The 24,634-nt window shown below is 39.0% G+C and carries 24 protein-coding genes and 2 pseudogenes; 4 read left to right on the top strand and 22 right to left on the bottom strand.

All coding sequences use genetic code 11. The annotated features are described in order from the left end of the window. Positions 1–18: 18 nt before the first annotated feature. Positions 19–726 carry a cytochrome c biogenesis protein CcdA gene (locus tag MHI23_RS08840; RefSeq protein ID WP_064498509.1) on the bottom strand — a complete coding sequence of 236 codons (708 nt, stop codon included), beginning with the start codon at positions 724–726 and terminating at the stop codon, positions 19–21. Between the two features lie 214 nt (positions 727–940). Between MHI23_RS08840 and MHI23_RS08835 the strand changes: the two genes are divergently transcribed. Further along, positions 941–1,108 carry an aspartyl-phosphate phosphatase Spo0E family protein gene (locus tag MHI23_RS08835; protein ID WP_008343814.1) on the top strand — a complete coding sequence of 56 codons (168 nt, stop codon included), beginning with the start codon at positions 941–943 and terminating at the stop codon, positions 1,106–1,108. 261 nt (positions 1,109–1,369) lie between these two features. Here the strand turns inward: MHI23_RS08835 and MHI23_RS08830 are convergent, their stop codons facing one another. From MHI23_RS08830 to yneA, 6 genes are all read right to left on the bottom strand, one after another. Beyond that, positions 1,370–1,588, bottom strand: a complete 219-nt coding sequence (locus MHI23_RS08830; protein WP_003212379.1) for a YneF family protein — start codon at positions 1,586–1,588, stop codon at positions 1,370–1,372. Positions 1,589–1,672: 84 nt separating this feature from the next. Further along, complete coding sequence (sirA, locus tag MHI23_RS08825) at positions 1,673–2,119, bottom strand: sporulation inhibitor of replication protein SirA (RefSeq protein WP_024425134.1); 447 nt, start codon at positions 2,117–2,119, stop codon at positions 1,673–1,675. Positions 2,120–2,317: 198 nt separating this feature from the next. Continuing rightward, on the bottom strand, positions 2,318–4,321 hold the full coding sequence (tkt, locus tag MHI23_RS08820) for a transketolase (RefSeq protein WP_125587374.1): 2,004 nt from the start codon (positions 4,319–4,321) through the stop codon (positions 2,318–2,320). A 187-nt stretch (positions 4,322–4,508) separates the two neighbouring features. Continuing rightward, positions 4,509–4,739, bottom strand: a complete 231-nt coding sequence (locus MHI23_RS08815) for a DUF896 domain-containing protein (protein WP_024425132.1) — start codon at positions 4,737–4,739, stop codon at positions 4,509–4,511. A 69-nt stretch (positions 4,740–4,808) separates the two neighbouring features. Beyond that, a complete protein-coding gene (locus tag MHI23_RS08810) occupies positions 4,809–5,456 on the bottom strand; it encodes a recombinase family protein (RefSeq protein ID WP_025093247.1) in 648 nt (215 codons plus the stop codon). Between the two features lie 17 nt (positions 5,457–5,473). Then, the gene (yneA, locus tag MHI23_RS08805) at positions 5,474–5,785 is read right to left on the bottom strand and encodes a cell division suppressor protein YneA (RefSeq protein WP_041117521.1); all 312 of its coding nucleotides are present in this window, start codon (positions 5,783–5,785) and stop codon (positions 5,474–5,476) included. Between the two features lie 158 nt (positions 5,786–5,943). On the opposite strand from yneA, the gene lexA reads away from it, so the two are divergent. Then, complete coding sequence (lexA, locus tag MHI23_RS08800) at positions 5,944–6,564, top strand: transcriptional repressor LexA (protein ID WP_024425129.1); 621 nt, start codon at positions 5,944–5,946, stop codon at positions 6,562–6,564. Between the two features lie 44 nt (positions 6,565–6,608). Here lexA and MHI23_RS08795 read toward each other — a convergent pair whose 3' ends face one another. After that, on the bottom strand, positions 6,609–7,055 hold the full coding sequence (locus tag MHI23_RS08795; protein WP_342492445.1) for a hypothetical protein: 447 nt from the start codon (positions 7,053–7,055) through the stop codon (positions 6,609–6,611). Between the two features lie 296 nt (positions 7,056–7,351). Between MHI23_RS08795 and MHI23_RS08790 the strand changes: the two genes are divergently transcribed. Further along, entirely contained in the window at positions 7,352–7,894 is a 543-nt protein-coding gene (locus MHI23_RS08790) for an IseA DL-endopeptidase inhibitor family protein (RefSeq protein WP_024425127.1), read from the top strand. Positions 7,895–7,953: 59 nt separating this feature from the next. Here the strand turns inward: MHI23_RS08790 and MHI23_RS08785 are convergent. From MHI23_RS08785 to MHI23_RS08750, 8 genes are all read right to left on the bottom strand, one after another. Then, positions 7,954–9,104, bottom strand: a protein-coding gene (locus tag MHI23_RS08785) for an IS3 family transposase (RefSeq protein ID WP_125587610.1) whose coding sequence is annotated in 2 segments (ribosomal slippage) — positions 7,954–8,834 and positions 8,834–9,104 — 1,152 coding nt in all. Because the reading frame shifts where the segments join, the coding sequence is not laid out codon by codon here. 110 nt (positions 9,105–9,214) lie between these two features. Continuing rightward, positions 9,215–10,063, bottom strand: coding sequence for an STAS domain-containing protein (locus MHI23_RS08780; protein WP_041109222.1), 849 nt, complete (start codon positions 10,061–10,063; stop codon positions 9,215–9,217). A gap of 144 nt (positions 10,064–10,207) precedes the next feature. Beyond that, positions 10,208–10,588: a NucA/NucB deoxyribonuclease domain-containing protein gene (locus MHI23_RS08775; RefSeq protein ID WP_044335941.1), complete on the bottom strand. Its 381-nt coding sequence runs from the start codon at positions 10,586–10,588 to the stop codon at positions 10,208–10,210. Between the two features lie 257 nt (positions 10,589–10,845). Next, positions 10,846–11,754 carry a trypsin-like serine protease gene (locus MHI23_RS08770; RefSeq protein ID WP_024425124.1) on the bottom strand — a complete coding sequence of 303 codons (909 nt, stop codon included), beginning with the start codon at positions 11,752–11,754 and terminating at the stop codon, positions 10,846–10,848. A 197-nt stretch (positions 11,755–11,951) separates the two neighbouring features. Further along, the gene (locus MHI23_RS08765; RefSeq protein ID WP_342492444.1) at positions 11,952–15,095 is read right to left on the bottom strand and encodes a cytochrome P450; all 3,144 of its coding nucleotides are present in this window, start codon (positions 15,093–15,095) and stop codon (positions 11,952–11,954) included. A 22-nt stretch (positions 15,096–15,117) separates the two neighbouring features. Beyond that, positions 15,118–15,696, bottom strand: a complete 579-nt coding sequence (locus tag MHI23_RS08760; RefSeq protein WP_041109214.1) for a TetR/AcrR family transcriptional regulator — start codon at positions 15,694–15,696, stop codon at positions 15,118–15,120. Between the two features lie 227 nt (positions 15,697–15,923). Next, positions 15,924–16,634: a DUF421 domain-containing protein gene (locus tag MHI23_RS08755; protein WP_149126621.1), complete on the bottom strand. Its 711-nt coding sequence runs from the start codon at positions 16,632–16,634 to the stop codon at positions 15,924–15,926. A gap of 65 nt (positions 16,635–16,699) precedes the next feature. Then, positions 16,700–18,916, bottom strand: coding sequence for an RNA ligase (locus tag MHI23_RS08750; protein ID WP_197202481.1), 2,217 nt, complete (start codon positions 18,914–18,916; stop codon positions 16,700–16,702). A gap of 110 nt (positions 18,917–19,026) precedes the next feature. Here MHI23_RS08750 and MHI23_RS08745 point away from each other — a divergent pair, with 110 nt between their 5' ends. Next, entirely contained in the window at positions 19,027–19,218 is a 192-nt protein-coding gene (locus tag MHI23_RS08745) for a TIGR00366 family protein (protein ID WP_044335590.1), read from the top strand. Between the two features lie 12 nt (positions 19,219–19,230). On the opposite strand, the gene MHI23_RS08740 is transcribed toward MHI23_RS08745, so the two are convergent. From MHI23_RS08740 to MHI23_RS08715, 6 genes and pseudogenes are all read right to left on the bottom strand, one after another. Next, positions 19,231–20,139 carry a DMT family transporter gene (locus MHI23_RS08740; protein WP_342492443.1) on the bottom strand — a complete coding sequence of 303 codons (909 nt, stop codon included), beginning with the start codon at positions 20,137–20,139 and terminating at the stop codon, positions 19,231–19,233. A 151-nt stretch (positions 20,140–20,290) separates the two neighbouring features. Beyond that, positions 20,291–21,012 (bottom strand): annotated as a pseudogene (locus tag MHI23_RS08735) (lactate utilization protein C). Beyond that, positions 21,012–21,539 (bottom strand): annotated as a pseudogene (locus MHI23_RS08730) (lactate utilisation protein LutB domain-containing protein); the annotation flags it as partial. The pseudogenes MHI23_RS08735 and MHI23_RS08730, both read right to left, overlap by 1 nt. A gap of 75 nt (positions 21,540–21,614) precedes the next feature. Further along, on the bottom strand, positions 21,615–22,355 hold the full coding sequence (locus tag MHI23_RS08725) for an ABC transporter ATP-binding protein (RefSeq protein WP_342492442.1): 741 nt from the start codon (positions 22,353–22,355) through the stop codon (positions 21,615–21,617). A gap of 10 nt (positions 22,356–22,365) precedes the next feature. Continuing rightward, positions 22,366–24,054 carry a hypothetical protein gene (locus MHI23_RS08720; protein ID WP_254966782.1) on the bottom strand — a complete coding sequence of 563 codons (1,689 nt, stop codon included), beginning with the start codon at positions 24,052–24,054 and terminating at the stop codon, positions 22,366–22,368. Positions 24,055–24,097: 43 nt separating this feature from the next. Further along, entirely contained in the window at positions 24,098–24,619 is a 522-nt protein-coding gene (locus MHI23_RS08715) for a stage II sporulation protein M (protein ID WP_254966785.1), read from the bottom strand. Positions 24,620–24,634: the final 15 nt, after the last annotated feature.

The raw sequence follows: 24,634 nt of genomic DNA, 5'->3' as shown, positions 1-24,634 counted from the left end.
CGACTGTGGAAAACGATTTCAAAAGCCTGTAAAGCCGCCAAACAATGATGAGAACATGATGATAATCCATGTCAGAAGATCAAAGAACAGCAAAATCCCTACCACAATCATAATGATCCCGCCAATTCGCATGATAAGCTGCTGACGCTTTCTGATCCACCCCATTTTCGTAATGAAAAAGGAGAGAATAAAAAACGGGACGGCAAATCCAAATATATACGCAATCATATACATGACCGCCGACTCAGGATTGTTACTCGCCAGTGTGATGACAGCGGATAAAATAGGTCCTGTACAAGGTGTCCATCCAGCGGCAAAGCCCATTCCGATGAGAATGGATCCAAAAAAACCAGCAGGACGATTTTTGAACTGGATTCTCTTTTCGCCCATGAGGAAAGAGGGCTTAAATACGCCAAGAGTCATAAAACCAAAGAAAATAATGAGGATGGCTCCAATTTGACGAATCGCTTGATGATAATCATTAAAAAACTTCCCGACAAACGATGTCCCAAAGCCAATCGCAATAAATATAATAGAGAACCCAACTAAAAAAAATAAAGTATGAAGCAGACTTCTTCTTCTCAGCATCACCTTCTCGGATTTCACTTCATCTATACTAACGCCCGTAATATACGATAAAAATGCTGGATAAAGCGGCAGACAGCACGGTGAAATAAAAGAAAGAAATCCTGCTCCAAATGCTAAAAAGTAATTCAAATCTGTCAAAAGAACACCCCCTTCTTACAATATACAAAAAGAGATGACAAAATCATTTCATTTTTTTTACATCACCTCAATAAAGATGGTCTATTCTCTTAAAACCTTATATAATTTAATTTGACATCAAGATAATGAATCCTTTAAATTTGAAAATAAACCTTAAAATGGATATAATAGAATCGATTCTTTTTATCAAGATTTGCATGAAAGGAACATGACTTTGGTAAAAACATCATTATTAACTCAAATCGAAGAAAAAAGAGAAGAGCTGATGAAAGTTGTCTTGCATAATGGGATGACATCAACAGTGACCATCGAACATAGCCAGCAGCTAGATCATCTCCTCTTACAATATCAACGACACTTACACTCAAACTCAGCCAACTAATCATACTTCATGATATCAAACATGCCGTACCATTTTTAGAACAGTTGATATGTGTGACCATAAACGAAACAAAAACCTCTGACATAGGGGTTTTTTGTTTTTCACATGCTCTTGACGCCATAATAAAAACCACCTTCCCTGCTTCATTCATGCAAGTACAGTGGTTTTAAGCGTCTGATGAAGGTGAATTGAATAAAGAAAGGACAACGCTTGTCCATTCTTTAAAACCATGTTCCATCTATGATCATAATATCGTACGTATTATTTCGCTTGGTTGTTCATGGCTTTCATCATTTGATTGATTTTCTTCTGGGACGGTTTCATGCCCATTTGCATCATCATCATTCGAAGCATTTGTTCATTAATCGGTGGATTCTTTTTCAAATAGCTCATCATATACTTACGAGCAATAAAGAATCCGAGTGCAACTCCTGCAAGCAGTGCAACAACGCCTACAAGGATGACAACCCATAAATCCATAATTCTTCCTCCTTCATGTTGTCTCGTATAAAGTGTACTAAACAAAAGGCTATTATACAACATTTCACGTTCAATTTTATTTTTTTAAACAAAATTCCTCACTTTTACTGGATTGAGCCATCCGTGTTTCTTTGAACTAAAGTCCATCGCAAGAAAACAAGGGCTGATTTTTCTCAGCACTTCAAAAAACACCGCTTCTGCCTCATAACTGCCAGTGGCAGACATTTGAATATACCGGTCTTTAATAATAAATGCTGCAGTTCCTTTTCCATCTGGTAAAGAAGCGCTGTAAATCGAGCCTATTTGTGTATAGTGAATGTTCGTTAAGTTATTCATTAGACGCTGGTGCATATGAAAAGCAGGGATACGTTTCGTCACATAATCCACTTGCTTCACAAGCATAACCAACTCATCGTCAGTGCGGTTCGTCCAATGTAACGACTCAAACAAATGAAACAAAATCGATTCTCTGCCAAAATAGTGATGCGCAAATTCATCCTCAATCCAATAAATATAATAATGACGTTCCATGTCTATCCCTTCCTTTCACATTTCGTCAATCTCGTTTATTGCTTGTATTATACAAAAATGTGAAAGAAAGAATTGTCTATATATGAAGCAAGAAGAAACTAGTTTTGTCAAAAAAACAAGAAAAAAGAAAAAAGTTTGCAGAGCGGATGAAAATGCTCTGCAAACAGATAGCAAAAAAGCATGATGCTTGGAGTTCGTTTATTTATTCAGCTTCGCTTTCACACGGCTGACTACATTGCTGACAGTAAAGCCGTATTTCTCGATAATGGTTTCACCTGGAGCAGAAGCACCAAATTTATCAATTGCAATTATGTCACCATCAAGGCCAGTGTAACGCTCCCAGCCAAGTGAAGCACCCATTTCAATCGCAATACGTGCACGCACTGCTTTAGGAAGAACGGATTCTTTGTATTCGTCTGACTGCTGATCGAAGCGATCCCATGCAGGAAGGCTGACAACAGATGCGCGGATACCTTCTTTTTCAAGTGCCTTTTGTGCTTCAATGGCTAAACCAACCTCAGATCCTGAAGCGAGTAGAAGTGCTTCTGGCTGTGCATCAGCTGCTTCAACTACAACGTATCCACCTTTTTCTACTCCCTCATATGCCTTCTCTGGTGCCTGGTCAATCGTTGGAAGGTTTTGACGAGTAAGAACTAGTGCTGTCGGTTTATCCGTTGAAGATACAGCTAGTTTCCACGCTGCAGCTGTTTCATTTCCATCTGCTGGGCGGATAACGGAAAGGTTAGGCATCGCACGCAGTGAAGCAAGCTGTTCAACCGGTTCATGCGTCGGGCCATCTTCACCAACAGCGATACTATCATGAGTAAAGACGTAAGTGACTGGAAGTCCCATTAAGGCAGCAAGACGAATCGCTGGTCTTAAGTAATCTGAGAAAACAAAGAACGTTCCGCCGAATACACGAAGACCGCCGTGAAGTGCCATACCATTGAGCGCTGCACCCATTGCAAACTCTCTGACACCGAACCAAATGTTTTTGCCGGCATAATTATTTTTACCGAAATCATCTGTGTTTTTAATCGTTGTTTTATTTGATCCAGCAAGGTCAGCAGACCCGCCAATAAAGAAAGGTACTTGCTTTGCAATGCCATTTAACACTTCACCTGAAGATGCGCGGGAGGCAAGGCTTGAACCTGCTTCATAAACAGGAACCTCTTGATCCCAATTTTCAGGAAGCTTTCCTTCAATCGCAAGCTTCAGCTGTGCTGCCAGCTCTGGATATTCTTTTTCGTATTGCGCAAACAATTCATTCCACGCTGCTTCTTTTTTCTGTCCAGCGTCTTTGACAGCTTCTTTGAAATGATCGTACACTTCAGAAGGTACATGGAAATCTTCTTCAAACGTCCAAGAGTAAGCTTCCTTCGTCAGCTTTGCTTCCTCACTGCCAAGCGGTGCACCATGCACACCAGACGTTCCCGCACGGTTTGGCGATCCGAAACCGATCGTTGTTTTCACTTCGATTAATGTAGGTCTGTCTGTGCTTTGCTTCGCCTTTTCAATAGCAGCTGTTACTTCTTCGATGTTGTTGCCGTCTTTCACGTAAAGAACTTCCCAGTTCATCGCTTCAAAACGATTCTTCACATTTTCAGAGAATGAACGATCTAAGTCGCCATCTAAAGAAATGTCATTTGAATCGTAAAGAACGATTAAACGGCCTAAGCCTAAATGACCAGCAAGTGAAGCTGCTTCAGAGGAAATTCCCTCCATTAAGTCTCCATCTCCGCAAATGCTGTATGTATAGTGGTCTACAACATGAAAGTTGTCTTTGTTATACGTTTCCGCAAGATGTCTTTCTGCAAGTGCCATTCCTACTGCCATAGCAATTCCCTGGCCTAGTGGACCCGTTGTCGCGTCTACGCCTTCTGTGTGTCCAAATTCAGGATGTCCAGGTGTTTTGCTTCCCCATTGGCGGAATTGTTTTAAATCATCAATGCTCAGATTGTATCCGCTTAAATGAAGCATGCTGTATAGAAGCATAGAACCATGGCCCGCAGATAAAACAAAGCGGTCTCTGTTAAACCAATTTGGATTTTGCGGACTTACGTTTAAGTGATTCGTCCATAAAGCGTACGCCATTGGTGCAGCACCCATCGGCATTCCTGGGTGACCGGAATTCGCTTTTTCAATTGCGTCTATGGAGAGAGTACGTATTGTTGCAATAGATTTCAATTCAATCGTTTCCATATAAATCCCCTTCCGTATCTTGTGTACACCATTATCATAAATCTACTGTCCTTTTTTCACAACTATTTCACGCTGAAAAAGAAGGATTTTGTCACATTTAGTTTATCGATCACCTAAAAAGTTATGCAAATATGAAAAAAGACGAGAATATTCTTCCCATCTTTTCAAAATTCAAGAAATCACAGCCTTAATGAAGGTTCTGATCTTTTTCTCTTTTTAATTTTTCTGGTGTAACATCGTTTCCTTCAGGGTCAACGATTTTAACAGTTTTAAGTGTATTTTTCATAGAAGAACGAAAAGCTTTCAAATACTCTTCTCTCAACTGCTTTTGTTCTGTTTTTTCAGCGTCTGATAAACCGGTCTCTTTCGATTTTTTTGAAAGCTCATTTATTCTTGCAAGCTGTTCTTTAGAAATCATGACAAACTCCTTTAAAGCATTTTCTCTACATACTACTAAATATCAATCATTTTGACAACAAATTACGCTTTAGGTGGTAAAGCCTTTTTCATATTCTTGATACCTTCTATGCACCGTTGCTTTTGAAATGTCAAAACCTAATGCCTGAAGAGTTGCGGCAATTTCGGCGAACGTCATGTTATTTTTTCTTAATCGAACAATTTCTGAAATCGGCACTTCAATACGCTCACGGCCAGGTGCATGGTTCTGCTGCCTTAAATTCAGTTCAGGCTGATATCCGCGCTCAACAGCCCTTTTCATCCCCCGCTTGATTTTCAGGTTATGAATTTTCCGTTGGTACTCTTCGACGACTCCTACAATCTCGATGACCATTTCATCTGCTTCTGAAAGCTCAAGCTCTCCTCTATGAAACACGCTGTATACCTTTACGTTCTCTTTAAATAGACAATGAAGAAGCGCAATTTTTGCTTGTCCTCTTCCAAGACGTGTTTCATCTTGGATAAGAACGGCATCGATCGACTCTTCCTTCAGTGCAGCAAGCATTTCAAACACGCCATCACGATCTAGCTCATATCCACTTGCTTTTTCTTTGATGACTTTGACCACATTCATCTTGTGCATGGCAGCTAAAGCCAGCAGTTCTTCTTCTTGTCTTTTCAGCGAGGTTTCCTGCTCTTCTTTCACAGTGCTTACTCTCGCATAAATGATTGCGTTCATGTCTTCAATCGACCTTTCTACTGTACTGTTGCAAGCTGATATACGACTGGATGCTCTTTTTTCACGGGTATGACAAGAATGTCTCCAGGCTTGATTTCTGTTGAAGCAAGATCATTGTGTTCTGTTACCCAGTCAATAAATGCATTTTTGTCGATTGATTTGCTGTCATTTACTTGATCAGCTAACCCCCACAGAGTATCTCCTGATTGAACCTCTATTTTAACATATTGATTTGAATCATTATGGCTTGTGACTGCAATAAGTGAGAGAAATATGCCAACGATGAATGAGAATACCCCAATAAAAATAATAGATTCTTTTAACCTCATAATGTCATCTCTCCTAATAGAATATGTGTTCGCTCTTTCTGTCTCTCATTATAAATACGAACAAACGTTTCTGTCAAACGTTTTTTCGAACCTATGTTTGTACTGTTAGGAAAAACATGCTATAATTTCTTTAAAATTGACGTTTTGAGGTGCAAAAGATGACGAAGCTATCAAAAAGACAACTCGATATCCTGAAATTCATCAAAGATGAAGTAAAAAGCAAGGGTTATCCCCCATCCGTCCGTGAAATTGGAGAAGCTGTCGGTCTAGCATCCAGTTCAACGGTCCATGGACATTTAGCTAGACTAGAAACAAAGGGCTTAATTAGAAGAGACCCGACAAAACCTAGAGCGATCGAAGTACTAGATGAAGAGGAAATGAATATTCCAAAGAGTGCTGTAATGAACGTTCCAGTCATCGGAAAAGTAACGGCAGGCCTTCCTATCACAGCTGTTGAGAATGTAGAAGAATACTTCCCTCTTCCAGAGACATTTGCTGCACCAGACGAACAAGTGTTTATGCTTGAAATTATGGGAGAAAGTATGATTGATGCAGGTATTTTGGACAAGGACTATGTCATTGTGCGTCAGCAAAGCACTGCTAACAATGGAGATATTGTGGTCGCCATGACAGAGGAAGATGAAGCGACAGTGAAACGTTTTTATAAAGAAGATACACACTTTAGATTACAGCCAGAAAATCCATCAATGGAACCGATTATTTTACAGAATGTGAGTATACTAGGTAAAGTGATTGGCGTTTTTCGAAATATTCATTAAAAAAAGCCGGTATTCATCAGCTGCTGATGAGAACCGGCTTTTTCTTATGCACAAGAATAGGCAAGAATACTTGAGCTTGGGAAGGAACCAAATGTAAAGTTCGGCCATATAAAGCCAGTTGTTCGGCCAAAAGGCTGTGAGGAAAGAACGAACATTAAAAATACTTGGCCGTTTCTCAAAAGCACAATTGTCCATCTTCTATTACATCCCGCTGCAAATTGTACAGTTTGATGGCCTCCGCCTACACCTTGCCCAGATATAAACGACTGCATACTTTGAGGCTGAGAGAGTGCTTGCTGATACTGCGAAATCATATGCTGCGGCGGTGCTGGCGGTGCCGATTGTCCGCCTGACCCTTGACCTGGCCAAGTACCTCCTCCAATCGGAAACCCAGGAAAACCTCCAATTTGAGGAATAGAAATCGATGGCAATCCCTGCATCTGCCTATCATATGAGTAACCATTCCCCATACCTTCATACGGATGATACATATTAAACACCACTTTCTTTAGACATTCATCACGACAGTATATGTCTTAAATAAAAAAGAGTGTTAAACGTCTAAATAGAAATTTTTCCAAAAGACGTTTCGTTCTTCTTTAGAACGGTTAAATAATGATTAAGAAGAAAAATAAAAAAAATGAAAACTTTTTGTCTCCCTCAAACGTTATATAATTAGAAACAAAAGAAATAAAAAAACATTTAGATTTAATACTTGTAATATCGATGTAATTATTGTAACATTTGTAACATAAGAAGTTTTCATTGAGAAAAGGAGGCAATCGCCTTGAAAAAATTATTTGTTTTATTAACTGCTATTATGCTTATGATCTCATTACAAACAACAACATTGGCCGCTTCCAAGAAATCAGCCGCTTTGACAAATAAAGAAGCGTTACATATTGCCCTTGATGCAAGAGAACATTTTTGGAGTGCAATGTCAGGCTACAAAATTAAAGACCATTCTAATGTCAAATTAAAATCATTTACCTATAAAGATATGACGTACAACTATCTTTCTAAAACATTTGATACAAAGAAAAAATTAAACAGCTACCTATCTCAAGTTTTCACTCCAGATGCCATCAAACATGGTTTAAAAGATTATCAGTTCATTGTTCATAAAGGCAAAATGGCTGTTCCAGTCGGTGATGGAGACAACATGCTCAATTGGGAAAAAGCCACACCTAAACTTGTTTCTAAAAAACAAACGGTCCGCACATATGAATTTACTGTCCCAACACTTGATGGACGCAAAGTAAAACGAACTGTTACGTACGAAAAAGTACAAAAAAATTGGAAAGTCACACAAATTGACGCTGTCATCTAAATAAAAAACCAGGCCTTTCGGGACTGACCCCCGTTTTTGAGACAGGGATCAAAACACCTTTATAAAACAGCCAGTTGCCGAAACTCTTTTGGTGACTGGCTGTTTAATTTCAATTGAATTCGGATATTGTTATAATAATCAATATACTCCCTGACCGTTTTTTCTACAATGGCTGTTGTAGTGTTTGTCAGGTGGTGGAGATAGAATCCTTCTGTTTTTAAACTGGAGTGGAAGGATTCTATGGGGGCATTATCAGCGGGCATTCCCTTCCGGGACATGCTCATGGTAATGCTTTTTTCCTTTATCTCCTTTTGATAAGCATAAGAAGTGTAGACCGAACCTTGATCACTATGAAGTACGCAGCCTTTAGGTAATGTCTGTAACTGCTTCAATGTATCTAAAACAAGAGAAACATCCTGTTTATCACCAATCGTATAAGCCACAATCTCACTAGTATACAAATCCTTTATGCTGGATAGATAAAGTGGTTTTTGACCAAATGGCAAATACGTTATATCTGTCACCAGTTTTTCAAGTGGCTTTGTCGCAGTAAAATCCTGTTTTAAGTGATTTTCTGCAATATAGTAAGGTTGACCAGTCTGTTTACGCTTTTTTATTTTCACACGACACTGTAAACCGTAGGTTTGCATAATGCGTTGTACTGTCTTATGATTTATTCTCCTTTCTTTTCGCAGTAGGGCCGTTATTTTACGATAACCGTACGTATATTGGTGTGACTCACAAAGCGACGATATGAGGTCAATTAACACTTGCTGTTTTGGCAGGAGATCTTGTTTTTTCCAACGATAAAATGTTGATCTTGCGAGCTCAAACATCTGACAGAATGCACTTACACTTACTGTGTCTTTTACCGCATCATAAATCGACACGAATGCTTCTTTTTTCACTTCCTTTCCCATTCTATATACTTTTTTAATAGGTCAATTTGTTGCTTTAAATAAAGATTTTCTGTTTTCAACTTCTCGTTCTCATTTTGATATTCTGGTCCTTTCCCGTAGGTATACTGCTTTCCAACTGGTTGATGAAATCGATGGATTTCACCCTCGCGATACCATTTCATCCACGTTTTCACTTGTGTTCTATTCTTAATTCCTAACTTGTCCATGATTTCTTTTGTCGGGATTCCAGCTAACCTCATTTGAACGGCCTCTTCTTTTACACTAATCGGATAACTAACTCTTTTTCCCATACAAAAAACACCTCCAAATTGTTTTCAGATATGCTATACCCGATTTTTCAATTTAAAGGTGTTTTTATTTGTCTCACTTTATGGGGTCAGTCCCTTCATCGGCCTGGTTTTTATATTGAAGAAAATTCAGTCATTCGGTCCAGCGCGTGAGCAAGTGATGATGCTGTGCGAAATTCATTAAAAGGAAGCCCAAGCTGCACTGCTGTTTGGGCAATTTCTGGTCTAATCCCTGAAATGGTCGTCTCTACTCCAATTAACCGAAGTGACGTGACAAGATCAAAGATTTGATGAGCCACCATTGTATCAATAATGACCACACCCGATAAGTCAATACATAAATGCTGAACACCTTTTTGCGAGCACTGATTTAGCGTATTTTCTAAAATAATCTTTGCTCTCGCTGTGTCAATGTCACCTACTAAAGGCAATAACGCAATCTGGCTTTTTAAGACAATCACCGGTGAGCTCAATTCGTAAATCATATCTCTTTGAGCCACGAGTTTTTCGGTTGTATTTTTCACATATTGCTGGATAAACACATGGATTGAAATATTAAACGCTTCGGAAATTAAATCATACCAATAAAAGATGCGGTCAATATCAATGTCATCTTGACGCTGTTTGATAAATTCTTTTAAGTAATGCAGAACCACTCTTTGATTGGACATGTATTCTCTCACGACATAATCTAATGGTGTATTTAAATGCTTTGGGTCACTGGCTAAATCCTCAGACCATTTTTTAAATTCAGTATGTAAATACGTCTTATCTTCAATAATAGCTCGTATAAAATGCTGGTAATAATCTTGATTCTGCCGTTTTAGCTCTGCTATGATGCTGGAATCTGTTGAACGATATATGGATTCTGGATCATCGTCCTCAATTGATTCATACCATGTTTCAGTCAGCTTCTCTGCATGCTGCATAAAAAAATCGTATAATGCACGGTTCTTATCCATAAGCAAATGTCCCTTCACATTTTCTTCTTGTCAGTCTTTGTACCTTATAAATTGATTGTACCACTGAATCTTTTGTCCCTGCTAGCTCGAATAGGCTCTGATGATAAACAAAAGAGCCCCCACTCTAGGGAGACTCTTTCCGATTTATTTCACAATGAATAATATTCTTTTCCCATCAGGAAACCCGCTGATTTGGTGCCCGACCCATGAGCCTGCTCCCCTATTATCGGATGGACTGACATATTGTACGCTTGCGCCTTTTCCTCCCTCAAGACAAACCGCCATTGGCCATTCATCCCGGTCAAAGCCAGGTTTTGTCGGAATTCCTTTTAATGATTCTTGCCTGCGGGCATCTGCTCCATTTCGGTCAATGGTACACACATCTGAATGCCCTTTTCGGATGGCTTCTTGAATATGACTGCCTGTTTCAGGGTACCTTTCCTTTGGAAATTGAACGACATGATCATATCGATCAGCCCCTTTTGCTGCCTGCTTCTCTCCAAATCCACCTAACAACGTGCCCATCCATATCACAAAACATAAGGCGACAGCAGCGATCCAGCCTCTTTTCATCTTCAAAAGCGCGTGACCTCCTCATCCATCTTCAGCATCATCTTGACTTAAAGGAAATGTGTCATTTTAATGTATGAGTGGTGCGCAGATGCCATGAGAAAAAAATGAGGAGGCTCTCAATCTCAATTCTCTCAGGTTAGAAATATGAATCCTATCAAATCGATTCATACAAAAAAGCTTGTCCCCTATGAAGGAAACAAGCTCTATTTTTATTGCGCTTTCGCATAGTTTATAAACTCAACAAAGGCAGCTGTCGCTTTCGGCCCGCCATTTATCGTTCCGTTTGAATACCCAGCGTTATGAACTCCAACGATTTGCTGGTTCTGATCCAGCATGGCAGAACCTGAATTTCCGCTGAATGTATCAATCGTATAGTACGCTAGATTCGTATCTTCTCTCGTCACAGGACCCGACATCTCCCACTGTGACACCTTGCCAGTCGATCTCATTTTATCACCAGGATATCCTGAGATTTTAATGGTTGTCCCAGTCAAGTTTGTCACCTGGCGGATGGATCGGTAGCCGACCGTATTGCCAATGTTCGTATCGGTTTTAATCACGGCAAAGTCATATTGGCTTGCACCAGTATTAATATACCCGCTTGGCACATAGAACTCAGTCATTTTTGCTGAACCGTTCACCGCAGTACTATCATTCATACCAGGATATACAGTTCCTTTTTCACTATAGCTTCTCGATGCTGTATTGTATACGCAGTGCCCGTTTGTCAAAATTTTGTTAGGAGCAATGAGTGTTCCCGTACAGCTTGAGCCGCCAAATGTAATATAAGCAATCGAATTGTATGGTGCCACTCTTGTATTTGCTACTTTGGTTCTACCATCGTCTCCAATGACGACTTTCGTTTGAAAATCTTTTAAATATTTTGATAGTGGTTTTACTTTTTCGCCAACAGTAGAAGAAAGATCATCCACTTTGTCAAAGGATGAGGGGGCTTTCGTATCATTGTGGAAATCACTTGAAGAAATCACTTTACCATCAGAAGTCACCATGTCATAATCAGACGTTAGTACTGAATCCGATGCGGCATGGGCAAAACTAGGCACACTTAAAGCACCAAAAACGAGAAGAGAAGGGAGTAACATTTTCACCTTTTTCATTATATTCCTCCTTTATGTCCTATATCAAAAATCATACGATTGTTTCATATTGGAGTAAATGAGAGAATATTCTTATTTTTTACAAAATATTTCATTTCCAAATTAGGTGTTTTGTATCTTCCCAACCTTCATTCTATCGATCTCTTTCTATGAGAACAGAAAAAACCGCCTAATAAATAGGCGGTCTTTCCTCTTTGTCAGCTCCACACATCTTTTACATATTTATTGTCGTTTGCGAGGGCTGTCAGCCAATTTTCAGCTGTTTCCTTCGAGCATTGTTTCTCGTTTTGATAGAGATCGATCAGTGTAGCCTCTACATCTGGAGCCATGACTTTTCCGTCTCCGCACACGTACAGGTAAGCACCTTGATCAAGCAATTCGATCAGCATGCCGCCGTCTTCTTTCAACAAATGCTGGACATATACTTTTTGCTCATCGTAACGAGAATAAGCACGATGGATATGGACAACGCCGTTTTGCGCTGCAAGCTTCATTTCATCAAAATACAGATCATCTTCCTGAGGGTGACGGCAGCCAAAATATAGGTGGGCTTCGCCTAGCTGCTTCCCTTCCTTCTGCCACACTTCTCTTGCCTGAACAAATCCTCTAAATGGAGCGATTCCTGTACCTGGTCCAATCATAATCATCGGTATGTCTGATGAAGGGGGCAGCTGGAATCCGTCTTGTGCTTCATGCAGGAAGCAGGCTACTTCTTCCCCTTCTTTCAGACCACATAAATAGGTTGATGCGACTCCGGCATATTCTCCGCTGCCGCTCCATGCTTTACCTTTGACAACTGCCACTGTGATACTGACTTTTTCTTCATCTACCTTTGGCGAGCTAGAGATCGAATAATAACGCGGCTTCAAACCTGGTAAAAGCGCCAAAAAGTGTACAAATGGCAGCTCACACGCTTCATATTGATCTAATAAATCCAGCATGGTTACTCGTTTCTTTAAGATGGCTTCTTGATATGCTTCACTAGCCATTTGTTCAAGTTCCACGCGGTGAGGCGGACATACCGTATGTGCTGCAAGCTCTCTTAGCTGTGTACGTGTCGCAGGCTCTTGAAGCTCAACATGCGAGGCAAGTAATTCTTTGATTGGAATCGGCTGATCTAATGGTAAATGACTTGCCTCTTTATCAGATGAAAGCTTAATGCGCTGATCTGGATCTAGTTTAAAGCGGCGGGTCACACGCTCAACGAGTGCATCACTATTTTTGGGCACAATCCCGATATGATCCCCTTCTTTGTATGCTTTGCCAGCAGGCAATTTCAGTTCAATATGTCTTGTCTGCCGCGTGCTTGTTTCTGATTGTAATTCTTCATTTTTCAATACAACAGCTGAAAAGGCATCATATATTTTAGCTACAGGACGCTCCACTAGCTCATTCGTATAAGAAACTGATAGGTTTGGTTTTTCCTTCCCCTTTTCTTGGAAGGTGAGCTTAAATTCTTTTGCAAGCTGTTCGAAGACTGTTTTCTGGAAGATTTCTTTATCCTCATCCATATCACCGCCTGCATCCCCTTCTCCTAAATCAGCTACACGTTTGGCTCCTTTTCTTTCTAGAGCTTCATCAATTAGACGGGGGATCCGCTGGTACGTACTCGCCCAATTTCGATCTCCGCATCCAAAGACAGCAAATGTCACGTTTGATAAATCCTGCTCCTCATCCTGCGCCAGCCAATCCACGAATTGCTTCGCATTGTCAGGTGGATGTCCGTTGTATGAAGCGGTCACGATGAGGACAGCACCTGTATCTGGCAATTGGCGTGTAAAGTCATCAAGCGGCGCAGTGGTCACATCAAACCCTTTTGCTTTCCCGTCTTCAGCCAATTCGTTCGCTATTTGCTTTGCTGTGCCAAGGTTTGAGCCATATAAAACTAACAGTGGTGTACCGTGACTCGCCACTTTTGATTCACTAGATTTAGTGCTTTTCTTCGGTTCTTCCTTCGGTGGTGCCATAAAGAATTGCTGCTTCCTTGGCCGCACTTTGATTTTAAAATCGTTAGGTTTAATTGTGAGAGATTCTTTTAAATCAAGCTCATAAGATGTGTGATCAATTAACTCTAAATTGTGCAGGACCATCGCGAGAACCATCGTAGCTTCATGCAGGGCGAACTGCATACCGATACATGCTCGCTGTCCATTCCCAAAAGGTTTGTAGGCATGCTGCGGGATTTTCTCAGGATGTGTAAACCGCTCTGGTTTAAATTCTTCAGCATCCTCGCCCCATACCGCTGGATCACGGTGTAATTTAGGGAGAAGAACAGAGACACTTTGATTCTTTTGAATCGGATATTTCCCCCCGATTACTGTGTCCTCTTTCGCATAAAGAGAGAACGTAGGCGCTGTTGGCCAAAGGCGGAGAGCTTCATTTAACACCATACGAGTGTAGCTTAGCTTTTGCACCTGTTTAAATGCCGGAAGCCCGCCCTGCAGCACCTCATCTGCTTCCTGGACGGCTTTCTTTAATTTCTCTGGATTCTTTAGTAAGAAATAAATTGCAAATGATAGCAGTCCGCTTGTTGTTTCGTGCCCTGCAATTAAGAAGGTGATGATTTGATAACGGATATTTTCATCGGATAAACGTTCACCTGTTTCAGGGTCCTCTGCATGCAGCATAAGAGACAGTAAATCATCGCCCGTTTTATCTTGTTTTCTTCGTTCCTGAATAATGTCATCTACTAATTTCTTCATAAAATCGACATGCTGGTCAAATTCTTTTCTTCTTTTGATCATCAGTTTATCTGCAATTGGCAATCGGCTCGACTGCTCCATTGCTTCATTTAAACCTTTCAGCATGCTGTCGATGAACGGATGCTGATTTTCTTTATAAAAGCTGTTAAAGCGAAAATCAAAACCGCAAAGGCCGATCGTATCTAAAGTCAGCTTTGTCATATCCTCAGCTACTTCAATTTCTTCATCGCGGCCTGTTCTTTGCCATTTTTGCACAAGCTGTGTGGCAATATCGAGCATCATCTCATGATAGCCCTTCATGGCCTGCTGGCTGAATGCAGGCATCAAAATTTGATGAGCCTTTCTCCAGTTCGGTTCTTCTGTCCAGCTTGTAAATAGTCCGTCCCCTGCAAATGCTCTTACTTTACTCAGACTAGTTCCAATAAATTTATCAAAACGGCTTTCGTCACATACTTCTTTGACAAGTTCATGGCTGGAAACAAAAATACTTGTTGCATTTGAAAATTCAAACTGAAAGATCGGCCCTAATTCATCTGCCAGCCGCCAAAAGGTTTGAGCAAGCTCCCCCTTTTTTATATGGGGAATATTTTTAAAAGGTCCGTATGTTTTTGGTTTTGGAATGATTGATGTTTGCTTCATATGCCCACTCCCTTTATTTCTTTTAAGATGCAACGCTGATGGCACGCCATAAACATTGCTCAATTTCCTCCAAAAATTCAATCGTTGGCTCTATTTCTTCTGCAAGAATTTGTTTATGCAGCTGCACAAAAGCACCAAATACAATAGATAAAATGGTTCTGCCTGAGAGGTTTGGGTGAATCCCATCCTTTTTCCCTTCTTCAAAGATAAGGAATAGCTCATGTAACAAATGCTGCATTTTCTCTTTGCTCGTCTCGTCTAAGTAATGGGACCGTTTATCAATCTCTAAGAAATACAGCCCGCTTGGATTCTCCTTTGTAAACAAAACTAAGCAATAAAATACATGCTTAAAGTACGCCCGAATACTTAACTTTGGATCTGGACTGTTTGTGTTCATTTTTTCGATAAATGCCGAAAGGCTGCGCTGGTACAAAATATTGACGAGTGCCTCCTTGCTGTCGAAATAACGGTAAATGGTGCCCGCTCCGACGTTTGCTCTTTTTGAAATCATCGGCATTGTGGTGCCATCAAAGCCTCGTTCAATAAATAGTTCCAGCGAAGCCTTCATGATCTGTTCTTGTTTATCAGTCACTGCTGGCATTTCATCCCCTCCTTTTAAAACGTAGGAATGAACGTTCATTCCGTTTGTGGTATATTATATTAATATTTTAATTTCATCTATTTATACTTAAACATACTTATTTTACTCCGTCACTACATTTTCTGAAAATAATAATAATTGAGAAATGATACCTAGTCGCATGACATCCAAAGGACTTATAAAGATTGTCAAATGTGTGTCATGCAGGTGTCATCAGCACTACACATTCATTCCTGATCGATTGGGGAATGAATATGGTCGTCATATGTATCAATATATAAGCTTCCATTACTTGAACGGACAGCATAAACAATGTCCTTTAAGGACAGCTGCCTTTTTTTCAGCTCTTCTTCTATCCATTGCTCTGTTAATTGATTTTCTTGTATGTTTTTTTGGATGAGTTTCCCGTCCATGATGACTTCAATCGGCATATAACGCTCTGCCTCCATGAATAAATGAAGGTCCTTCCGCGTGACTTTTTCAAACGAAGGGTATTTTTTCACTGACATATGCCCATCTGTTTCAATCATTGCAAATTCAACTTCGCTAATATCAAAAATGTCTTTTTCTCTCAGCTGCTGATTTAAATAATCAAGGGTATATCTCATCCCTTTCATATTCCCCTCAAGAATTTTTCCATTTTGTATGACAAGTGTTGGTTTACCCGCCATCAACCCTCTTATCTTCCGGCTTCTTAATGCAAGCAGGGAAATCACATAAATAATCATGACAAGTGACACAAAGGAAATCGTTGTGTGCTGAAACGGGAGCGTTGTATTAAACGCCAGATTCGCTGCAATTGAACCTAAGCTGATGGCTGCTATAAAATCAAAAATATTCATTTGCGCAATGGTTTGTTTCCCTAAAAGACGTGCTCCTCCAAATAAAATCGCAAAAGCAAACATCGTCCGAAGAATGACTTCAATATGGTCAGGCATGCAAGTGTCCCACCTTTCAATTGCATCAAAAAAAGCCTTTTCCTTAGAAAAGACTCTTTGTTAGACTATGCATTTATTTCATCATTATTCAATTGGGCAGTACCGTTTTGTTCAAATTGTGATCGCAGTTCAATAATTGAGCTATTCCTCACATGATCTGCTTCTTGCTCAAGAAGCCATGTATAAAATCTTGCTTGCTCCGCTGTCTGCAAAGCCTGCATATATTTTTGCGAGGAACGCTTCTCTACAACGCGCTGCTTCATTCCCCGCATCTGCTTCCAGAATTGATAATAAGGGAGCTTGAGTTTGGTCATAAAGCCGCGAGCATCCTCAATGACATACCCCTCTTCTTTAATTGTATTATCATGAGAGACCGCCTGATACCATTTATAAAAAGACGTCCAATCATGGAAAACAGCCACTTCCTGCTTGCAGGATATTCCAAGCTGTTCACTTAATCTTTTCACTTCAGCGAATGGTGCTTTTTCATAGCTTAACTGCCGCTTCACAATATCAAGTAAAATGAGCCTATCTTGTTCATATGTGATAATATGCGGATCTTTTTCTGGCAAAATGACTTCAAACACAAGAGATACATGGTGGTCACGGACATATGATTTAATGTAATCAGCCTGCACGTCACTGAAGGTCTTATCAAATAGCTCTTCGACCCAGGAAGCATGCTGATTTTGTTTCACATGTGATGTATACGATTTGGATGTAAACACCAATTCATCTTCCATTTCATTATACCCAACAGTTCCTAAGTATCCATTTGCTTTATCATATACAGTGACAGGGAATTGCAGATGGTTCACTAAATGCTGCATTCTTGTCTCCGGACGCTCATCAATGTTAAAAAATTTATTGTAGCTTCTAGACACAATCTGCTTAGAAACCATATTGACAAACAAACCTCTTGCTTTCACATTCACATCATCCCATTGCCGTTCACTAAAAGCCTTTTTCGTAAAATTAAAAGATGAAATATGGTGCGGAAGTTTTAATTCCTGTACGTATTCATGCTGATCTAAATAAGCTAAAAAATCATCCAGTGAAATATCTGGCTGAACAGCAGCCGATTGTTTTTTCTCAGACGCTCTGTAGACTGGATTGTCAATTTCATGAGTCTCAATCCCGTCAGCTGTGATTTTCAACACCCGCAGCTGCCCCCCAAATTCAACCTGACCTTCTAGGTTATAAGACCTTTCCGCTGCGTGAATAGGCAGTCTGTATAAATTGCGATGCCCGTGAATTTGGATGATATCCAGCCCAGCCGTATTTTGAACAAATAAGTGATCAATATCATCTGAATATTCTCCTACGCCGTGAATGAGCTGCTGTGTTGAGACATGAAGAAGTTCTTCTGGCAAATGAGCAAGCCCGCCATGTGTAACAAGAAATGTCTGATCATGGTACGTAAAATAAGTAAGCTGATGAAAGGTTCTGACAAACTTTCGTACTTCCTTCAAATCAAAGTTTGCTGCTTCGATTTCAGGCACAGTATGACGATTAAACATATTGCTTCTGACTTTTTCACCATGTGCAAACCGGTATAAATGCTGATCATGATTGCCTTCAATGACGATGACATTCCGGCATTCTCTATGGGCGAGCATCCATTCTAATACTTCTTTGTTTTCTATTCCTCTATCAAGCAAGTCACCTGCAAAGATATAAAGTTCGTTTTCTTTGATGTCTCCTTGCAAATAGGTGGTAAGTGCGGTGTAACAACCGTGAATATCTCCGAAAACATGAATGGCCTCATATTGATCAAAGGATCGAGGCTGATAAGTCATCACTTGCGGATATTCCTCCGGCTGCAAAACAGTCACCCATGACGGGACCTTTTCTGTTTTTAACCGCTCGTTCATTTGATACAAAACAGATTCCCGCACCACTTTGTGAGATTCACGTGAGCGATTTTGCAAAAGAGCTGTTTCAAGGGGTACCTGCGTGAAATCGACGACATACACCCTGTAACGATAAGATGTCGCTAAAGACTTGTATTGAGAAATCGATTTACTTGAAATATGTGTCGCATCAATCACAGTAAAGTCTCCGCGCTCCATACGGGCTGTGAGTAGATCGAATAATAAAGACCAAACTTTGTGGTCATGCTTGCTTGAAATGTCTAGTTTCCCATTGACTGATAGCTGCGGCGGCTGAGTTAACAGCCGGATTTGATCCGCTGATAAAGTGTAAGGCTCTAAGCCTTGTTCTTTGATCCATGTTGATTTACCTACGCCTGGGAGACCTCGTAAAAGGACTAAAGTTCTCATATTGGTTCTCCTTTAATGAGTGATATTTTACCTATTATAGATAAATTATGGATAAATCTCAATCTTTTATTGATTATGGTAATATATAGGTAGAAAAGGAGGTTTTACGTATGTCTAATGGAGAGAATGTGGCATTCAACATGGGAGATCTTCTATTTCAAGTGTTCTCTCTTATATTCATTGCCTTTATTGTGACAATCATTGTCATCGCGTTTCGCATGATCAGAAGAAAACGAATGGAATTGAAAAAAATCGAGGCAAGATTAAACAAAGTAATTGAAAAAAACGATTTAAAAGAGTAAAAAATCCGGAAGTTAACCGGATTTTTTTGTTTTCATCACGATACCTTGACGCTGCTGCATCAAAAAGAAAAAGACGCCTAAAAGAACAAGCAGACCGCCAAGCATTTGAAGCAGCGTGACTTTCTCTCCAAGCAGCCATACAGCAAGGATCGTTGCCCCAACAGGTTCACCTAGAATACTCATTGAAATGGTAGTCGCATTAACATAGGTTAATAGCCAATTATTAATGACATGAGACATCGTGGGAATAATGGCGAGCAATAAAAAAATTCCCCACTCTTTAACCGGATAGCCTATAAAAGGAGTTTGCTGAAGCAGGTTGAATAAAATTAAAAAAAGACCGGCAAAGCCAAATACACAAAAACTATAAATCCAATGAGATATTTTTCTTACAGCCTGTTGGCCTATTAACAAATAACAAACAACAGCGATCACACTCAAAAAGGATAAAAGATCTCCTAAGATGGCTTCCTTGCTATGACCAATATCTCCCCAGCCTATCATGAGGGCACCAACAATCGCCCCACACATCGTGAATATTGCAGACATTGTTGTTCGTTCACGGAAAATGAGGAATCCGCCTAATAAGGACACCATCGGCTGAAGGGCGATAATAATGGTAGAGCTTGCCACTGTCGTCAGCTTCAGTGAGCCAAACCACAACACAAAATGGAGTCCTAAAAAGAAGCCTGAGGTACATAAGAAAAACCAGTCTCTGCGCTTTATCGAGAGAAATTCTTTTTTTCTTGGCAAGATAAACGGCAGCATGAGAGCCGCCGCAAAAATCATTCGATACATACTTAAAATAGCAGCAGGTGCATTTGACCATTTCACAATGATTGCAGAAAACGAAATAGCAATAATTGAAATCACAAGCGGCAGTGCAATTGATTTCGTTTGAGCAGTTGTCTTCATTTCCATTAGCAGCTTCCTTTACATCAGCAGTAGATGGTAGATGAGCAGTTCATCTTGTATGTCGTCATCTTACTATGTCCTTTCACCTAGTGGCAAGATGATTTTTTAAAACTGGCGTGAGCTTATTGGATGAAAAAAGCTTTCATTACGAAAGCCTTCATTCATCATCTATTAACAGATAAACGGCCTGAACTGAACCATGAACCCCTACCACTAAATTCATTTCAATATCGGCAGAATTACTTGGACCTGATATAAAATGGATGGCACCTTTCGCCTGCTCCCCTCTTCTACTGAGCGATTAAGATCCGAAACAGCCTGAATCATTCGCGGAACAATCGAGCTTTTCTCTATACACACGATATACATCATCGGCAAAAAATGCAGCGCTCTCCCTTGACCTTGGTGGGATGAAAGGACAACTGTACCTGATTCTGCAAGGGTATAATCACTGAACACAACTGCATATTTCGCTTGTTCTGCCTGCCTTATGTTTTCTTCTCTTGATACATCTGTATTCCAGCAGGCGATGGAAATCCCTTCTTGTTGCAAACGGTCAAACATAGAGCGGAAACCATATTGTTCAAAGCGATGATCACGCGATGTCATCACAGCACCCTCACCATATTCTGTCATCAACAATCGTAATACCGAGGGCGCTTTCTCCGGTGTTGTTTCGACTACTCTTGTATGAATTTGCTGACATTGCTTTTTCAATTGCTCGACTAATTCATCTTTAGACAAACTTCCGTTTGTTTCCCACTGGACTTGATGCTTCCATGCAGGCCGTTGAATAGATGCAGATGGGCAAGAGTTTTTACCTAATTGATGCTGGATATGAGATAAAAACGACTCTCGGTGAGAAATGGTCCCCTTCATCACTGCTCCTCCTTTTGTCTCTTTTTAAACCAATCCCTGAATCTTTCTTTATTTGGAGCTGGCAGATCACGAATATCTGTCCAATTCTTTAAAGGGCCTATTCCTCTTGAAATTTGTCCGTTTGAAGCCATCCGATTCATCAGCACAGGGGCTGCTTTTGTTCCAAATTGATACACCCCAGGAGTCGATGCACCCATGCCAAACATTTTCATCGCCATCATTTCAGCTTTAGGCGCTCTCCCCTCTTTTTCAACGATCACCTGCCTATTTTTAATCAATAACTCATGAAGTGGAATCTTCACTGGACAAGCATCCGTGCAGGCTGCGCACAAACTTGATGCAAAGGGGAGTTCTTGATAGTCATCATAGCCGCCAAGAAGAGGCGAAAGAACAGCTCCGATTGGTCCTGGATAAATTGAACCGTACGAATGTCCACCAACATGCCGATAAACGGGGCAGACATTGATGCAGGCTGCGCACCGGATACATTGGAGAACTGGCTGAAAGGCGGTTCCTAATATATTTGACGAAGAATGTATCTATAGAACTTAATGTGCTTACTAGTGTTGTAATCAATGTTATTCTGTGTTTTCTCAAACCAATCACTCTTTAAAATTACTATAAGAATGTGTCAACATATGAAAAACTTCTTCTAAACTATGAGTATTTCCATTCATTTGACTGTCTTGCAATCTTATTTCCTCCAAGCTACCAGTGGCAATACAATTTCCTTTTTCAATTATTACTAGTCTGTCACATAATTTTTCTGCTACTTCAAGTATATGAGTACTGAAGATGATGGAGTTTCCTTTATGAGTAAAGGCTTTTAAATAATCTTTAATCGCCTTTATGCTTTCTGGGTCTAATCCTGTAAATGGTTCATCCATAATCAAGAGAACCGGATTATGAACTAAGGCACCCATTAATATAATTTTTTGACGCATACCTTTTGAATAGGTTTTAATTAAGACATCAATTTTTTTTTCGAGAAAGAGTAGTTGGGACAGATCGGATATAAAAAGATCAATTTGATTGGAGGGAACTCCTCTTAATTCACCCATGAAGGTTACGTATTCTCTACCTGTTAAATAATCATAGGGACTTAAATCATCGAATACACAGCCAATCTGTGACTTATATTCATTGGGATCCTCCACCTCATATAAACTTACAAATCCGCTGTCAGGTTTCATTAATCCCGATAATATAGATAAAGTTGTCGTTTTACCAGCACCGTTTGAACCCAATAAGCCTAAAATTTCACCAGAATGTATGTGGAAACTTATTTTTTTTATCGCAGGTATACTGCCATATGACTTGGAAATATTCACCACATTTAACATATAATCATCCTTACTCACTAAATTCACTTAAAGATGCGAAGTTTTTAAATTCAGAATTTGTTAATTTTTTGCAGCATAAATGGAATAGGATTGAACTAATCATAAATGCCATTGACGAAAATAATATTACGGTTAACAAAGAATTTTTGGAGATTATGATGATTAAACTTCCAATCATAATAAATAAACTCGACAAAAATTTACTCATGATACTGGACCTTGTGCTAGGCAAATCCAGATAGGTTTCTCTTTCATAATTCGGGAAGGTAATACTGGAGACTAAAGCAATTAGTATTGTAACAACCATCGTTAATACATTTAAAAGAAGAATCAATAAGAAATTGACGTCAAATACTAAACAGGTTGCTAAACTAACACCAATTGAAAAAGGCAGTGCAACTCCTAACAAACTAAGCACCTTGGCTAAGCATATTTCTTCAACTCTTACAGGAGTAAGTAAAAGATAAACAAAACTTTTTCCTTCAAAATCAGGCGAAAAGCGATTAAAAAGTCTATGGATTATCATAACAGCTCCTGAAAGATGGAGAATAGAAAAAATCGAAAAATGATTTCCCTCTATAAAAGAAATATTTTTGGAGGATAAAAAATAATAAGGTATAAATATCAATATGTATTGAAAGATAATTAATAAAAATGTTTGATTAAATCTATACATCTGGATTCTTTGAAAATGTTTATAATCTTTTTCAACAATTTTCCTTGTTAAAAATGGAATAAATTTAAGGTGTTTTAGAACCATAGACAATCTGGACAAATACAAATTAAATAAACTGTTTCTTATCTCTGTTCCAGTGACATTGGAATTATTCCGCTGAAAAGAAACAATATATGCATAGACTTCTAAATGTTTTAAAGATTTACCCATTAACCAACAAATACAAATCCCAATAAAAACAGAGATAGAGAGAATTGTCCATTTATCACTTATAAAATGAAATGGGTTAAAGAACACTAGTAAAGACTGGATAATATAATGGTTGTAAATTAATAAGTAATTTTCCCTTACCAAGCTACTAGGTATATATTCAATAAAAGGAAAAAGAATAGAAAAAAAGAGTATAGTTATTATTATTTTTGTGAATAAAAGAAACAGGCTATAATTCAATCCAATTCTTTTACTTACTTTAGCCGAAATTATTTTCATCACTATATAGATTTTTAACGTCGCTACAATTAATATTATAGGAGTTATAAAAAGAAATAAAAACATCCCAGTTGCTAAACTAAAGTTCAGCTTTGCGGCTATATGAATGAAAAAGAGCACGAATATTACGAATAGTAGTAAACTTTTAAATAATTCACGCCCAATTAACTTACTGAGTATTATTTTATTAACAGATGGAACAATAGAAGATAGTAACTTAAAGTCTTTAAGTTCTAGCATACGGTACACATTAGAATAAACATTGCTAGTCAGAATGATTAATATTATTAATAAAAATAGTCTATAGGTCCATTCACTTTGCTCTTTTCTAGTTAATGGTTCTAAATTCTCAATCATAAATTCAACTGTATAAGAAGTAAAAAAATTAATAATAGTCAATGTAACAGTGATGATGATACTTCCTACAAGAAATGGGAGATAAACACTATGCATTCCACCATTTTTATGGGTATACAAAAATCTGTTTAAGATACTTCTAAATTTATATTTGTTAATCAAATAAATTTCTCTCATATCCATCTACCTCTAAACATCAAAATGATATTTAAAACTAACTTCATATATTTAGGAGTATTAATCCTTCAATCAATGACGCTGTGAATAAAAAAATAATATACATAGTAAGTAGGATAACCATATCTATTAAGTCCTGCTTCTGTATAAATTTCCGGTTTCCACGAATGGATTCAATCGTTATTTCACCAGGTTTTATAGCAAATGCAGTGACTAGAGCTATAGCAATCATCTCAAAAATCCCATGAAATATCGTGAATGTAATTACAGTTGAAATTGACATTGTTTGAGAGATGCTATAGATGGATACTCCAAGTAAATATCCTTGTAAGGAAACATATATTATTGATAAAAAACCGAGTGAAAAAACTCCAATTAACGCTGGCAGCAAGATAATGAAATTATGCGAAAAAATTGAGAAACAAACAGCAAACCCATCATTCTCACTATCACTAACCCCTTCCTCCAAATAACTAAGAGGAATGGTAGTCACGCTCATATCATTGTTAATCGATAAGAATAATATAGTACCGAAAAAGCTAATAAAAACAACTAATAAAGCCAACTTCAACACCCGGAA

This window comes from Bacillus sp. FSL M7-0003 (assembly GCF_038628485.1).
In the GTDB taxonomy this organism is placed as follows: Bacteria; Bacillota; Bacilli; order Bacillales; family Bacillaceae; genus Bacillus; species Bacillus safensis.
Note: the sequence above shows the minus strand (reverse complement) of the source record. Positions and strands in the feature narration are given on the sequence as shown.

Coding starts and splice junctions, on each gene's coding strand:
- MHI23_RS08780 (WP_041109222.1), bottom strand. CDS start 10,063: ATGGATAAGAACCGTGCATTATACGATTTTTTTATGCAGCATGCAGAG.
- MHI23_RS08750 (WP_197202481.1), bottom strand. CDS start 18,916: ATGAGAACTTTAGTCCTTTTACGAGGTCTCCCAGGCGTAGGTAAATCA.
- MHI23_RS08775 (WP_044335941.1), bottom strand. CDS start 10,588: ATGGGCACGTTGTTAGGTGGATTTGGAGAGAAGCAGGCAGCAAAAGGG.
- MHI23_RS08720 (WP_254966782.1), bottom strand. CDS start 24,054: ATGAGAGAAATTTATTTGATTAACAAATATAAATTTAGAAGTATCTTA.
- tkt (WP_125587374.1), bottom strand. CDS start 4,321: ATGGAAACGATTGAATTGAAATCTATTGCAACAATACGTACTCTCTCC.
- MHI23_RS08810 (WP_025093247.1), bottom strand. CDS start 5,456: ATGAACGCAATCATTTATGCGAGAGTAAGCACTGTGAAAGAAGAGCAG.
- MHI23_RS08770 (WP_024425124.1), bottom strand. CDS start 11,754: ATGAAAAAGGTGAAAATGTTACTCCCTTCTCTTCTCGTTTTTGGTGCT.
- MHI23_RS08725 (WP_342492442.1), bottom strand. CDS start 22,355: ATGTTAAATGTGGTGAATATTTCCAAGTCATATGGCAGTATACCTGCG.
- sirA (WP_024425134.1), bottom strand. CDS start 2,119: ATGGAACGTCATTATTATATTTATTGGATTGAGGATGAATTTGCGCAT.
- MHI23_RS08815 (WP_024425132.1), bottom strand. CDS start 4,739: ATGATTTCTAAAGAACAGCTTGCAAGAATAAATGAGCTTTCAAAAAAA.
- MHI23_RS08755 (WP_149126621.1), bottom strand. CDS start 16,634: ATGCCTGACCATATTGAAGTCATTCTTCGGACGATGTTTGCTTTTGCG.
- MHI23_RS08740 (WP_342492443.1), bottom strand. CDS start 20,139: ATGGAAATGAAGACAACTGCTCAAACGAAATCAATTGCACTGCCGCTT.
- MHI23_RS08760 (WP_041109214.1), bottom strand. CDS start 15,696: ATGCCAGCAGTGACTGATAAACAAGAACAGATCATGAAGGCTTCGCTG.
- yneA (WP_041117521.1), bottom strand. CDS start 5,785: ATGAGGTTAAAAGAATCTATTATTTTTATTGGGGTATTCTCATTCATC.
- MHI23_RS08765 (WP_342492444.1), bottom strand. CDS start 15,095: ATGAAGCAAACATCAATCATTCCAAAACCAAAAACATACGGACCTTTT.
- MHI23_RS08795 (WP_342492445.1), bottom strand. CDS start 7,055: ATGTATCATCCGTATGAAGGTATGGGGAATGGTTACTCATATGATAGG.
- lexA (WP_024425129.1), top strand. CDS start 5,944: ATGACGAAGCTATCAAAAAGACAACTCGATATCCTGAAATTCATCAAA.
- MHI23_RS08745 (WP_044335590.1), top strand. CDS start 19,027: ATGTCTAATGGAGAGAATGTGGCATTCAACATGGGAGATCTTCTATTT.
- MHI23_RS08830 (WP_003212379.1), bottom strand. CDS start 1,588: ATGGATTTATGGGTTGTCATCCTTGTAGGCGTTGTTGCACTGCTTGCA.